The 15,281-nt window shown below is 60.4% G+C and carries 2 protein-coding genes; both read left to right on the top strand.

Translation table 11 applies throughout. The features are described 5' to 3' along the window. The first annotated feature begins 312 nt into the window (after positions 1–312). Positions 313–14,862 carry a LysM peptidoglycan-binding domain-containing protein gene (locus HWX07_RS08180; protein ID WP_175875910.1) on the top strand — a complete coding sequence of 4,850 codons (14,550 nt, stop codon included), beginning with the start codon at positions 313–315 and terminating at the stop codon, positions 14,860–14,862. Continuing rightward, positions 14,852–15,280: a hypothetical protein gene (locus HWX07_RS08175; RefSeq protein WP_175875909.1), complete on the top strand. Its 429-nt coding sequence runs from the start codon at positions 14,852–14,854 to the stop codon at positions 15,278–15,280. The genes HWX07_RS08180 and HWX07_RS08175 overlap by 11 nt, the downstream gene beginning before the upstream one ends. Position 15,281: the final 1 nt, after the last annotated feature.

Raw genomic sequence — 15,281 nt, 5'->3', positions numbered from 1 at the left:
GTGCGCCGGGGGGCGTCCGGTAGAGCAATCAATAGCCGATGCGCGACGATTGACCGACCGCGTTCGACATGAGCCGATATGACGGCCGGATGTTAAGGCAAATTGCCGGCCGGTTGGCGGTCATTCAAGTTATTTGACAAATGTTGTCGGCCGGGCGCGGGTTCCCACGTTATACAGCCATGTGTAACAAAATGTAACTTTGCCGTCCGATCGCTAAACGAATTTCGAAAGCTTCAGATAACTCCCGCATGAAAGCCGTATCCGGCCCACCTGGCCAGGCGGCAACCACACCGAATACGGGAGAGCAAGCGCATGGTAGCGATCGTTACGGGCCAAGGGCTGGGTCTGCAATCCTCTTCGTCCACGGCGTTGGGCAATAGAGGCGTACTGGGCAATGCCGCGTTCGGCCAGACGGGCGAACAGGTCTACGTCAACGCGGCGAACGGCAACCTGATGCTGCAGGATCGTGATCAGCTGCTGTTGGGGCAGGGGATCAACGGCGCGGTGTACCGGGCATACAACAGCCTCGGGCAGTTCAACTGGCGTGAAGGGGCATCCCGTACCGTAGACGGGCTGACCGGCACGCTGAACGAGGCCGGAAGCACGATCACGTTGACGGACTGGGACGGTTCGCAAACGAAGTTTGCGTTCGATGCCGCGCGCAATCTCTACGTATCGACGGCAGGTGTGGGCGCGAACGTCGGCGATGCGAACCAGCCCGGGCCGACGGCCGTGACGACGACGGGGCCACGTGCAACCCTGCAGTTCGATGCTTCCACGAACAGCTGGATGTGGACCGATGGCAATCAGCACGTGACGGAAACGTACGGCGCGGCCCAGGGCGGTCGGCTGGTGTCGAGCCGGGACGTCGACGGCAATACCGTGAAGTACGGGTATGCCGCCTCTGGTCAACTCGCACAGATCACGACGGCGGGCGGGGATGTCACCTATCTTGACTACGACGCAGCCGGGCGGCTTTCGGCGCTGCGTTCGGTCTATCAGCAAGCGAACGGGCAGGCTGCGACCGAGACCACGGTGCGCTATGCATACGACGCGCAGGGGCGACTGTCGCAGGTCGTGACCGACCTCTCGCCTGAAGACAACAGCATTTCCGACGGCAACGTGTTTACGACGACGTACACGTATGACGGCACGAGCGACCGGATTGCGTCGATCGGGCAGACGGACGGCTCGCGGGTGGAATTCGCGTATGAGCTACTCGGTGGCGAGTATCGCGTTTCGACGATCGCGCAGTTTGCCGACAACGGTGCGGTGAGGATGACAAGGCTGCGGTACGACCTCACGAAACGCGAGACGACCGTGACCGATCCGCTTGGTTTCGTTCAGGTGATGTCGTGGGACGAGTCCGGGCGGCTGACTGATATCCGGACAGCATCTTCTCTCGACGGGCAATGGGAACGCCGTGAGGCTAGTTTCTACTACGACGCTCAAGGAAATCTGAGCAACCAGAATGATACGTTGCTCGGCCACGCGTACCTCAAGTACGACTCCGTAGGAAATCTAATTCTGGAAGGCAATATCGGGACGAACGTGCTGCGTACTTATGGCTCGCGTAACGAGGTCCTGACGGAGACGGTCAGGGGTTCGATGGGCAGCCCGGAGTTCATGTCGCAGACGACGCGATATGCATACGATGCCGTCGCACACCTGCGTTATACAGTGACCGCCGAGGGCCGGGTGACGGAATACCGTTACAACGCGGCCGGACAGCGCGTAGCGGAAATCCGTTACAACAGCGGTGTGTTCGACGTCGCAGGTTTGGCCGAGTCGACGGCGTTATCCATCGATTCGCTCGATGCGTGGGTGAGCGGCCTCGGTAGTCGGGAAGATGCGTTGCGTATCGATTCGACCTACGACTGGCGTGGCAACGTGGCGGTCGAAACGCGGTACGAGCGCTTGCTGGCCGACGGCACGGGCGATACGTCTGGAGGGGTATCCCAGACGCGCTACGTCTATGATCCGCATGGGCGCCTGCTGGAGCGCTACATCGGCCCGTCGGGGCAGGAGCGGGTCGAGCAATTCGCATACGACGGCCTCGGGCGGTTGTTGAGCGCCGTGAGTTTCGATGGTGCACTGACGACGTATCAGTACGACGACAAAGGTCATGCGGCTTCAGTGACATTTGCAAACGGCCTCACGCGTACGTCGGTCTGGAACGCGGCCGGTGAACTCGTCGCGTCCACCGATACGGTCCAAGGCCGGCTTCTTTCGAAGACGTCGAACCGATACGACGCCGATGGGAGGCTTCGGATATCGACCGACGCGAACGGCCAGAATACCCACTATCTATATAACGCCCGCAACCAGCGGGTTGCCGAGATAGCGCCGGACGGGACACTCACGGAATACGTCTACGACAGGGCCTACGCATTCCAGACACGGGCGGTGACTTATGCAACGCGGCTGACCGCGGCGCAACTCGCCACGTTGTCCGACAGCACTGGGCGGCCGATCGAACGATTGCCGTCCGGGAGCGCCTTGACGCTCGAAACCTCCGGGCTCCGGCCCACTGCAACCACCGCGGATCGCTCGAGCTGGATGTTCAGGATGAACAACGCTTGGGTCAATCGCACGGTCGATGCGGACGGAACATTGACGCAATTGGATTACGATGGCTTCGGCCGTTTGACCAGCAAGACCATATATGCCAATCGTGTCGATCCGACCGCGATGCCGCCGATGGGCGTTCCGGCAGCCGATCCGGCGCGAGACCGGTCGACGCACTACCTGTATGACCAGGACGGGCTGCTGCGCGGCGAGCTTGACCCGCAGGGTTACCTGACGGAATACCGCTACAACGCTGCTGGCGAACGCATCGAAACCGTGCATTATGCGACACCCGTGGGCGAATCGCTTCGCTTGGCGTTCAACGGCAATTCGGTGCCCAAGCTTGTCGACCTCATTCCAGGCGCCAGCGCACAGGACACGTCGTCGCGCTTCGTCTACGACGCGCGTGGACTGCTTGCGGCGGAAATCGATGGCGAGGGTTACGTCACGCGCTATCAATACGACGCTCAGGGCAACGTCACCGAGCGCGTGCGAGGGCAGCGCATCGCGTTGGGTGCGTTGGGCCAGCCGCAGCAGGTGCCAGTGGAGATCGAGGCCGCGGGCAACATTGGCGCGAAGCTGGAGATCTGGCTGGACGGCGTACAAGCGGGCACGGTGACGCTCACCTCGGCAGATTACGCCACCTATACGTTGACGGTACCCAATGCGATTCCGCTGGCGAGTCATACAGTCGAATTCCGCGCAGGGAGAGAAAACCCGGTCACGGTACGTAGTGCAAGCTTCGACAATCACGTGTTCAGTCAAGTTGTTGCGACGCCGTCGCTGATGGGCATCGACGGCCCGCAATGGTTCGGTGCTCGCTACACGCTCAATGCCGCCGATCTGATCGCATCGGCATCGACGCCGGGCAACCTTGAGCGTACGACCTACGCGTACGACGCGATGGGCCGTCTGCTGGAGCAGGTCACCTATGGCGTAATGGGTTCCAAGACGTCGAGCTTCACGTACGACGAGGTCGGGCGCGTTCTGACGGAAACGCAGGGCAAGCCGCCGTTCAACCGTACGACGACGTATCGCTACGACGAAGAGGGTCGCGTGGTCCGGAAGTATTCCGGAGAGGGCAGCAGGATACTCGAACTGATCGACTTGTACGAGAAGAGTGGCGATGCCGCCATGCTTGCACAGCTTCGTCGCGACGAGTTCTACGAAACCTACACGTACGATGCGACTGGCTTGCGGACATCCGCAACCGATGCTGACGGCCGCAAGACGCTCTACTACTACGACGCGAACGGCAATCTTGCGGTCACGATCAACGCGGCCGGTGAAGTGGTCGCGCATACCCGCGATGCTTTCGGGGATATAGCTCAGACCACTGCTTACGCGGTTCGACTGTCGGCTGATGTACTCAAGGCGCTTCAGGGCGGCCGTCTCACGGATGATGTGGCGACCGCCATTGCGTCCCTCGACGACACCGACGCGTCCCGCACGTCCTTCAACTACAGCACGGCCGGCCGATTGACGAAGCGCACTGATGCGATGGGCGCGACCACCGAGTATGCATACAACGCATTCGGTGAGGTGACGTCGCAATCCCAACAGGTGGGCGTCAATACGCATCGGATCACGACATACGACTACGATCGCGTCGGACATCAGATTCAGCAAGCGACAGATCCCGGCTACCTTAATCTGATTACGAAAGCCGTCTACGACGCCTTCGGTCGAGTAGTTCAATCCGTCGACGCGAACGGTGTGTCACGCATCACGGAGTACGATCGCAACGGGCGCATTGTCGGCATGCGTGATGCGGCGGGCCGGACCAGTACGACGTACGACGCGTTCAACAACGTGCTGACGCAAACAGACCACCTGGGCAATACGACCACGTACAGCTACAGCTCGAAGATGCAGTGGATGATCGTCAGAACGCCTGAAGGGGTTGTGACGACCACGAAGTACAACGAGTTCGGCCAGATTGAAAGTGTGATTGATGGTCAGGATAACGTCGTCAAATACCAGTACGATCGCGACGGTCTCCTGAAGAATGTGAGTAGTCAAAGCCGGACGCTGCACGGCTACGACATCGACCAGTCCCACGGATATGACCGCGATCATGCCGGCAACGTACTGACTGAGTACGAGGGAGACCGAAAGTCCGTCGAGTACAGCTACGACGCAGTCGGTCGCGTTTTGACGCGGAAGGAACGAACCAATCAGAATTCGCCGGCGAGCGGCCCGGACGGCTGGGTTCCGGTCGAACTGGTCACCAAGTACGAATACGACGCAAAAGGGCAGCAGGTTCGCACGACCGACCCGTCCGGAACGATTACCGACACGCACTATGACCTGAACGGCCGCACGATGACGGTGATCGTCGATCCGAGCGGCCAGAAGCTGACGACGACCTTCACCTATGACGGCACGGGCCAGGTCCTGACGGTGACCGAGGGTGCGGACAGCGCGACCGCAAAGGTCACGCAGAACACGTACGATGGCGCCGGTCGGCTGATCGAGCAGATCGTCGATCCGGCCGGTCTGAAGCTGACGACGCGCTATGCGTACGATCCGGCCGGCAACCTGGTGTCCGAGACCAATGCGGCGGGCGGCGTCACGCACCATGTCTACGAGGCCGCTGGCCGGGAAGTTGGATCGGTTGGTCCGACGGGTACCGTAACCGCCATCGACCGCGATGCCGAAGGGCGGACCGTCAAACGTACCGTGTATGCGACGCCGGTAGCACTGGCCGGCTTGCCGGACCAACTGACGTCGGAACAATTGCGTAGCCTGGTGCCTGCATCGCAACAGGACGAGATCGCGCGGAACGTCTACGATGCTGACGGCCGGTTGCGCTTCACCGTCGATGCAGCAGGCGCCGTCACGGAATTGACGTACGACGCGAGCAACAACGTGGTTCGCAAGACGGCGTACGCGGGGTTCATCAACCCGGCTGAAGGCGAGTCGCAAGACGCTATCCGAACTGCATTGTCGCGGATCGACGCTCAGGTTCAGGCAGGCGACCGCGTGACGCGCATGGTGTATGACGTCAAGCATCGCCTGGTCGCAACGATCGATGCAGCCGGCTACGTCACGCGAAATACATACAATGCGACCGACCAACTGGTCGACACGAAGTCCTACGCGACGCCCTATATGGGCACCGACAATCCGAACTACGCCACCTTCACGGATCTGCTGAACACGTGGGATGCGCAAGGGGCGCAGAATACGTCACGCGAAACCCGGTGGTTCTACGACGACGCGAACCGTCCGCTGTACACGGTCGACGCTGAGGGCTACGTCACCGAAAATCAATACGACAATGCCGGTCGTCTCGCGAAGACGATTCGTTACGCACGTGCTCATCCTGAAGCGGCAAGCTACAAGAAGACCTACGACATGTGGCTGGCGTTCAGGTCGGAGACGCTTGACCAGGCCGCGGTCACTTCCTATCGGTACGATGGTGCGGGGCGTCTGATCGAGACGACCAACGCGCTGGGCGTCAAAACGAGCTACACGCTCGACGCCCTCGGCCGGGCCGTCGATACGACCGTGGCCGCCGGCACGAGCGACGCGTCGACGACGCATGCCGTCTACGATCTGGCGGGCAACCTGATCGCGAAGACGCAGGCGTACGGCACGGCCGTTGCTATCACGACCCGCTATGCGTACGACGCAGTCGGCCGGCGGATTGCGACGACCGACCCGCGCGGTGTCGAACTTGCCGAACAGGACACCGCCTGGGCGCTCGCGGAGCGAGGTGCGCGAGGCCTCGTGGATGGCGCCGGCAACGCGCTGGCTGCGGCCGCTCTGACCGATGACCAGAAGCGCGCGCTGTTGCAGGCTTACACCAGCACTCAGAGCTATGATGCCGCCGGTCGGGTGACCGAGAAGGCGGACGCGCTGCACAACGTGACGCGTTACCAGTACGACGCGTTTGGCAACCAGGTGACGATGACCGACCCGTTGTCGGCCACGACGGTGTCGTTCTATGACAAGCTCAATCGGGTCGTCGCGCAGGTCAGCCCGGAAAACTGGGTCGTCGGCACGCAATACGATGCATTCGGCACCGTGTCGCAAGTGACCGATTACCGGCTCGCGCGATCGGGCGCGGTCGATGATGCCTGGAAACGCGACGGCTGGAAGTCGGATCTGTCGCAGGTACTGCCGGCCGGCGATCCGGCAGATGCCGTCACGCGCATGGAGTATGACAAGCTCGGTCGCTTGATCAAGTCGACGGATGCAGAAGGGTATTTCGAAACCTACGGGTATGACGGGCTCGGCAATCGCACCAGCTATACGAACAAGCTGGGCGGCACGTTCACTTATACGTACGACCATCTGGGCCGGATGACGTCCGAGACGTTGCCGATCCGGTCGAAGGACAAGGCCGTCGTCAACCGCTTCGAGTACGATTCGCGCGGCAACCGGATCAAGATGACGGAAGCGCAGGGGCTCGACGAAGAACGCATTACCGAGTACGGCTACGATCTGCTTGACCGCAAGGTTCGAACTTATCAGTCTGTCTATTTAGGCAACTATAACGTGGCCGATGCGGTTGAGACAGACATCTACGATGCGCGCGGTAATCTTGTGTCGAAGGTCAACGTGAGTGGCGGGGTGACGACGTTGTATTACGACGCCGCAGGCCGCAAGACCGGGCAGGTCAGCCCACTCGGTACGCTCACTTTGTGGGAGTACGATCCGTCCGGTAATGCGACGCGTACGCGGATCTTCGGGGACCTGGTGAAGGCTACGCAAGGTTCAGCGCCGCCGGTGCCGGTCGATGCGACCAACGTGCGCGAAACACGCACGGTCTTTGACGCAGACGGACGCCTCGTCCAGTCGCGCGTGATGAACGTCGCGACCGGGTATTTCGATCCGAGCGCGGGCGAAGACCAGCGTGGTGAATACTTCATCACATCAGGCAGTGAGCTCGTCACTCAATGGGAATACGACGGACGTGGCGCGGTCATCTCCAAAACGGACCCGAGCGGCGGTCGCACACTGTACTTCTACAACGGTAGCGGCAAGAAGACGCTGGAGATCGACGCAAAGGGATACGGCATCGCCTATACGCTGAACGAGCGAGGTGACGTGACACAGGAGATACGGTTCGCCAAACCGTATCCGGACCCAGTGACGGCGAATCCCTTGCTCGGCGCCACGCTGATCAACGCATGGCCGCGCAGCGAAGACGACCGGATCACTGAGTACACGTGGGATCGCAACGGTCGAAAGACGAGTGAGACTCGCGAAAACGTTCAGTTCGCTGCGGTCGATGGCAACGGTAAGCTGACGCAACAGGTCGGTGCGGCGAGGACGCGTTATGCATACGACGGCAACGGCAATCTGTTGAAGCAGATCGATGCCAACGGCAACCAGTACGACTATGGATACGATGTGCTCAGCCATCGCACGCTGGAAATATTGCCGGAGTTCACCGATTACCAGGGACAGCGAACCCGCGCACGGACTGTGTACCAGTATGACGGTCTCGGCAATATCACCCGGGAAACCCGGCAGCACAGTAGCGGGGACGAGGAGACTGCATACACTTACGCTCGTGGCCGAGTCGAAGGCAAGTGGTATGCGGACGGGACACTGACCATTTACTCGTACGACGTGTCCGGTAATGTGACGGGTGCGTCTTTCGGTAACGTCGAGGCTGATGGACCTGGAAAATTTTACTCGTTCGCGACCCGCTACGACTTGGAAAACCGGGAAATCAAGCGATTCAGCGGAACATGGCGGGAAAGCGGCACGGAGCAGGGCATCCAGACCGAGTTGCGTTATAACGCGTACGGTGAATTGATTGGTCGGCGCACGAACGGCAACGGGGTACTCTCCGAGCAAGGCGGCGAGTGGCAGGAATACACGGACTACGACAATGCTGGCCGTGTCGTCCGCACGAACTTCAACGACGGCATCTCGCATCTGTACATGTACGATCGCAATGGGAATGCGACGCTGAAGGTTGAGTCGATGCAGACCGATCTACGCGGGTTCGCCGTCAGGACGGGTGAGGATCTCCAGAATCTGCTGCAGAAGGCGGACATGATGCAGACCTTTACGCGCTACGACGCGCGTAATCAGGTCATCCAGATTCGCCAGCCGAAGACGTCCGGCAGTGTGCCGCGTATCAGCTTCAGCCCGGTCGATATTCCGATCGACGGCGGGGTGTTTGCGAATACGCAGTTGAGTATCGGTGGATGGATCGAGAAGCAGAATCGGCCAGTACTTGGGCCGATATTGCCTCTGGAGGGGGGGGATGTCGGCATGTCCAGCTCGGGCGGCGTGGCGCATGCGACTTCCAAATGGGCAGTCAACTATCCGGACTTTGGAGATCGCGGCAGCGGTTCGGGAGGCAACGTCACGATCCAGTCGCTGGATTTCACGTTGCCGGATTTCTCGGCGTTGTATGGCGCATACAATGTCGAAGTACGCGTCAGCTATACCGTCAATGGGTTTATCTGGGCTCCGACTGGCGGCGAACAGTCGATGGAGACGAATGGATTCGGCAAATCGGCCACCGTGACGTCTGGACCGATGCCAGTCAATGCCACCCAGGTTAGCGTACCAATCAACTACACGACACCGGAGTCGCTCTGGGTAAATGGGTTCGCGGGAAAGAACCAAGTGAATTTTTCCGCATCGGTGGAAGTGTTCGTGACACCCCGGAGCGGCGCTTCCGGTCCTATATCGGTCGGCACGTTTTCGCAATCCGCCACGCTGTTCTCTAGTGTAGAGGATGGTGGCGGCGATGCATATCACGAGACGGTGACGGTCGCAGCACCTAATGCGCTTGATGTCGATACACCGCTGGAGGGCGCGGCTAGTCTCCTCAGCGTCGCACGGAACTCGTTGCCTGCCGGCGCTCAGGCGAAACTGTACTATCGGCCGGCAGGAACGAATGAGGTATTTCGGACACTGGACAAGAGTTCGTTCAGCCAGCCGGGTTCGTACACGGTCGACATCGGTAACTTACCTGATGGCGACTACGAAATGATCTTCATGGCCGTTTCGGACGGCAGCGACGGGCGCGAGCCCGGTACGTTGCTGCGCCGTGATGGCTATAACGCACATATCGCGCGCGGCGGTAACTCGACCATAACGTCGTCGCCGATCCCCCTTTACGAGGAAAGCAGTCGTGCCGGTTTCCTGGCCGACGCATCCGGCAGCTACATCTGGACGTCGCCGCAAACCCTGAACCTCTACTCGGCGCGCGATTCCGCGCTGCATCTTGCCGACCACGTCGTCGTGAAGATGCGTCCGCAGGGCGGCGCCACATGGACCGAAGAACGAACGCTCTGGCGCGATCCTGCCACGGGCGCATTCTCGATCGACCTGTCGGGATACGCGCCGGGCAACCTCGACGTGGAGTTCGACCTGTACAACGCAGCGGGTCAGAAGTTCGATGCGGTGCTGAGTTCAGTGGGATTGCCGGGCGGAAACGGTTCGCCGTCGTTCAGCACGAACTACCTGGCCGATCTGAAATCGACGATCGTCTTCCATTCGCAACCTGCCGACACCGATTACATCATGGTGTCGTGGGTGCAGGACGGCACGACACGTTATTCGCGCGTTACGCGCATGGGTAATGGCGAGTTCACCTGGGATGTCCAGGCGGGCGGCCTGATCCCGCAACCCGGCCAGTCGTACGGCTACGCGATCAAGTACACCGCATACGACGCTGCCGGTGTACCGCTGGCGATGGGCGCTGGCGACATCACCGTCGGGACGGTGGGCAATGCGCAGGTCACGTTGACGGGTAGTGAGCGACCGAGCATTTTCGAATTCAAGCCGGTCGGTGCGGACGGCCAGCCGCTGACGAACGTCAACACGATCACGTTGTACTACCGTCAATCCACGGCGAAGGACCAGGCATTCGATCGCCCGTTTACCGAGGTGACGCTGACGCGCGACGCACTGGGGCGCTTCCTGTTCGACGCATCGGCGCTGCCCACGCGAGCCGAGTTCGAATATCGCTACCTGGCCAAGGATGCAAACGGCACGGTGTTGACCGAGCGCCAGAGCTATTTCCTGACCGGTACGCGTAACAACCCGGTGACGAACGTTGATATCGTCGGCGTGATCGACGAGACAGCGAAGGACATGACGATCGACCGTTTGCAGCAGCACAATGCATTCGGCGAGGTGTCGGCCGAACGTGACGGCCGCGGCAACTGGACGACCTCGTCATACAACACGATGGGGTATCTGACGCTCAAGCACGAGCCGAAGGTCAGCGTGACGCTCGCGAATGGCGCACAAGTCGAAGTCGAGCCGGACACGAGCTTTTACTACGACCTCACCGGCAACCTGGTCGGGTTGAAGGATGCCAACGGCAACCTGACTACCCAGCAGTGGAACTACGGGTCTGCCAAGGCCACGGTCGCCCGGACATGGGATGCACTGGGGTTCAGCAAGGTGATGCAGTACGACGTGTTTGGCAATCTGCGAACGACGACCGATGAGCTGAATCGTCGCACGGACTACCGTTACGACAAAATGAACCGTCTGATCGAAGTCGATCGGCCGGCGCTGGCGGATGGCCAACGGAGCATCGACCGCTACGAATACGATGCACTGGATCGGCGTATTGCACATACCGATGCGCAGGGCGGCCGCGAGCGTACGTTCTACGACGTCGATGGGCGGGTGGTAAAGACGATCAGCGCAGCGGGTCGCGAAGTCAAGTATGACTATAAGTGGGCCACGAGCATGGGGTCGGCCGGATCGGCGACCGCGGGCGGTTGGATTCGCACGACGACCAATGCCAACGGCATGACGACGGTCGACGAGAACGACCAGTTCGGTCGCTTGATGAAGCACACGGACCTCGGTGGGCACGTGTTCCAGTACCAGTACAACTGGGCGGGCCTGCTGACGAAACAGTCGGGAACGAGTGGCCAGGACGTCGACTACACGTACTACTCGAACGGGCTGGTGCGCTCGATCCAGGATAACGCGACGAAGACGCAATCGCTGTACGAATACGATGGTGACGGCAATCGCACGGCCGAGTACTTCTCGAATTTCGGCGATGTATTTGTGTTCGCGCAATCTCGCGTGAAGTACGACGCGTTGAACCGGGTGACTGCGATCGAGGATGATGCGTACAAGGTTTACTACGAGTACGACGCGGTGGGCAATCGCCGACGGATGCTTGCGAAGTACACCGACATGGTCGGATATCACGACCGGGAGCAGGAGTACTGGTACGAATACGATGCGCTGAATCGATTCACGGTGTCGATGGGCAGCCTGTCGGGTGCGCGTGCAACGGATCCGAGCGACACGAGCGTTTCGATCGTGAAGGGAACGCTCGGCGGAGACGGCATACAACTTGGCTATAACGCCGCGGGTGAACGGGTGTTGGCTGTGTACGCGAAAGACGGCCGGACTGAGCGTTACACGTACGACGCCAACGGCTATCTTGCCACGCAGAGCGTCAACGACATCGTCGTGCAGGAGCGCAAGAACGACCTAATGGGTCGCGTGACCGGTTTCGTAGAGCGCGACGCGAACACCGGCCAGCAGGTGACCGGGATCGATCGTACCTGGGATGCGGACGGGATGATCTCGCAAGAGCGCGACAATCTGCATCACGCGACATCCGTCTATACGCGCATGGCGGACGGTACGCTGACGAAGGTGGAAACGACGCCGGACGACGCGAGCGAGACGCGCACAACTTCCACCTATGCGTACGAGTTGTGGGACAGCGCAAAGCAATCGCGCGTGACGGTGCAGGCGTCGAATCCGAACGCGCCAGGCTGGAAGCCGGCGACGTCATATTTCAACTACGACGCGAACGGAAACCTGAAGAGCACGTATGACGACGGCGGGAACGATCCGGGCAAGGCTCGCGCGTTCCAGTACTGGACCGATTTGCGCGGCCAGGTGCAGCGACGCGATGAACTGACCGGCGTAAATGTCGATGCGAACGGCCAGATTACGGGCGCGGCCGGCGATCGCAAACACAACTACTACTACCTGAACGGCAACCGGGTCGGGAACCAGGGTAACGACGGGATCGACCAGATCGACTACATGCAGGAACTTGCCGGCAAGCTGGGCAAGGGCAACGAGAATCAGTATCGGGTGTTCACGCCGATCAGTGCTGCCGACTTCGACGAGAACTACATGGCGATCAACGGCACGTATCCGGCGGCGAGCGCGGGCCAGTGGACGGTACGTGCGGGCGATACGCTGAAATCGGTTGCGTCCGCGCTGTGGGGCGATTCGAGTCTGTGGTACATCCTGGCGGATGCGAATGGTCTGAAGAGTACGGATGAACTGCGGCCCGGACAGTTGTTGACCGTGCCGAACAAGGTGACGAACGTCCACAACACGTCGACGACGTTCAAGCCGTACGATCCGGGGCTGGCGATTGGTAATACGCAGCCAACGCTGCCGGCGCCGCCGCCGCCGCCGGGGCCGGGTGGTTGCGGCGGATTCTTGCCGATCATTGCGATCATCGTGGCGGTAGTGGCAACGGTCTACACTGCCGGCGCGGCGTCCGAATTGCTAGGTGTGACGGCAACCGGGGCCGGTGCAACGGCAGGTGGTGGATTGGGTAGCTTGGGCGTGGCGACGTTGTCGGGCAGCGTGACCGGTGGCACGTTGGGTGCGGCGTCCGGGGCGGTCGCTGCGGGTATTGGTGGTGCAGCGGGTGCGCTTGCAAGCCAGGGCGTGATGATCGCCGGTGGTGAGCAGCACGGCTTGAATTTTGCAAGCATCACGTTAGGTGCTATATCGGCAGGCGTCACAGCGGGCATTGGTGCCGCGGCGGGTGCTCCGGGTAGCGCGTGGAGTGCAGCGGCTCAAGGTACCGTAAGGTCAGTTGCGACGCAGGGCATCGGGGTAGTAACGGGGCTGCAGGATCGATTTGACTGGAAAGGCGTGGCGGCCAGCGCGATTGCGTCTGGTGTAGGATACGGGGTGGGCGAGCAGGTCGGGAAGGTAGCGATCGGGGCGGGTGCCAGCACGGCCATGGCGCGGCTTGCCAGCGGCGTAACCGGCGGATTGAGCGCTGGTGTTGCGAGTACGGTGGTTCGTGGCGGGAGCTTGTCGCGTAACATCGGGGACATCGTTGCCGACACGGTTGGCAATATGGTGGTGGACCGAATCCAAGGTGCCTCGGTCGCGAAAGCCAACGCGTCGCCAATGCATCCCGACGATGTCCAATTTCTGGGTGCGCTGACTGGTGCAATTGAGGCGTACAGCAATACGCCGAGCCCGTATGCGGGCGCTCAGTTTGCTGGGCCCGGTGCACTGCCACTTGATGCAATCAATGTGACTGCATCGGGTTCGACAAGCGGTCTCGGTGCCCTGTATGGAACGGGTTACGACGGCGCATTTGCGGCTTGGTCGGACGATACCCGGTTGAATCTGAACGATGCGGCGTTTCGTTCGGCGATGAACGGTCCGAGCACCGACATCAGGCTCGCGCAAACCGATGGTGGTTTCTGGCGCGGTCTTGCGGGCGACACGCGCAATGTGTTCGAGACGCCTGCTCCGTTGTCGGAAAAGATCGGGGCAGGCGTACGAGCGGTGGGCGAGTTCATCGCCGATCCGCTGATCGAACTTGGCAATCAATATCGAGACGTGTACTCCGCAGCGAGCGGAGCGACGGGCGGTTGGCGCAGTGCCTTTGCGCAGCAGGTTTCGGATGGGAGCTATGGTGGAGCCGCGCTGACTGAATTGGGTATGGCGGCCGGCGCAGCACCGATGGCCGGAGCAGCGCTGAGAGGGATCGGCTTGGCAGCGCCTGCGGCAGTTGAGACCTTCGGGCCGGCGGTTAGCCGTGCGATGAACAGCTACATGACGCGTAGCGGTATGCAGCTGAATGTCGTAGAAGCAGGGTCATCGGGGATAAGCAGAGCTGGCTTGGTTGACCTGTCAGCTGGCGATGTCGCTCCCGGTTTCTATCGTGCAGATCCGGCTCAGATTCGGTTTACGCAGTCAGATGCCAGTCCATTCTTCTCGAAGGGCGGCACGATTGACAGTCTGGTTTCAGACCTCCGGTCTGGCAAGGTCATCGCAGACCAAGTCGGTAATCCACTGCAGATTGTGATGCATGAGGGCCTTCCGTTCTCAATCGACAATCGTCGCCTTGTTGCGTTCAACTTAGCAGGGGTGAGGGACGTTCCGATCCAGATTGTGACTTTAGATAACCCGGCCGTAGCTGCACGTTTCTTCGATCGATTTGATCCGATTGGAGGAGTCGGGAAGAATATCGTTATTGCTCCGAGTTCTGCGCGAACACCGGCCCAACTGCTGCTTAGGGATTCGGGATTGATTAAAGGGGTTCAACTTGGGTACTGATGCAAAAGAGGTGCTTGCACCGCAAGACTTCGCGGCTTGGCCGATTTGGCGTTACGACGATGAAGATGATCTCTATCATCCGGTAACGAGTGCTGACCAACTTCCTGAGTCGGAGCGAGCGTTGTCTATTCGTGCGAACTTCAGAACGCCAGACGGTCGATCGTTCGCTGGCTACGTTGTTGGTATTGAGCGGGTCTTCTCCTTCGGTTTGTTTGGGGGAGACCGTGTATTCCATGTCAACATGAATCTACCGGATCTCTCTGCTAAGCAACTGAATGCGTTCCTCCAGGTGCAGTCGCGTGAGTCTGGCCAGACATTCGAATCGCTGTTCCCATTGACGTATACCTCTTCGATCAACGAAGAGCCGTTCGTGGACTTCAGCGGTCAGTTTGACGGTCTGCCAACGACGAAACATTAGG

The sequence above is a fragment of the Burkholderia sp. BCC0097 genome (assembly GCF_902832985.1).
GTDB lineage: Bacteria > Pseudomonadota > Gammaproteobacteria > Burkholderiales > Burkholderiaceae > Burkholderia > Burkholderia orbicola.
The sequence above is the reverse complement of the archived record's forward strand: the minus strand, read 5'-3'. Positions and strand labels throughout refer to the sequence as shown.

Excerpts from the sequence above, each read along its gene's own strand:
- HWX07_RS08180 (WP_175875910.1), top strand. The coding sequence starts at position 313 with ATGGTAGCGATCGTTACGGGCCAAGGGCTGGGTCTGCAATCCTCTTCG.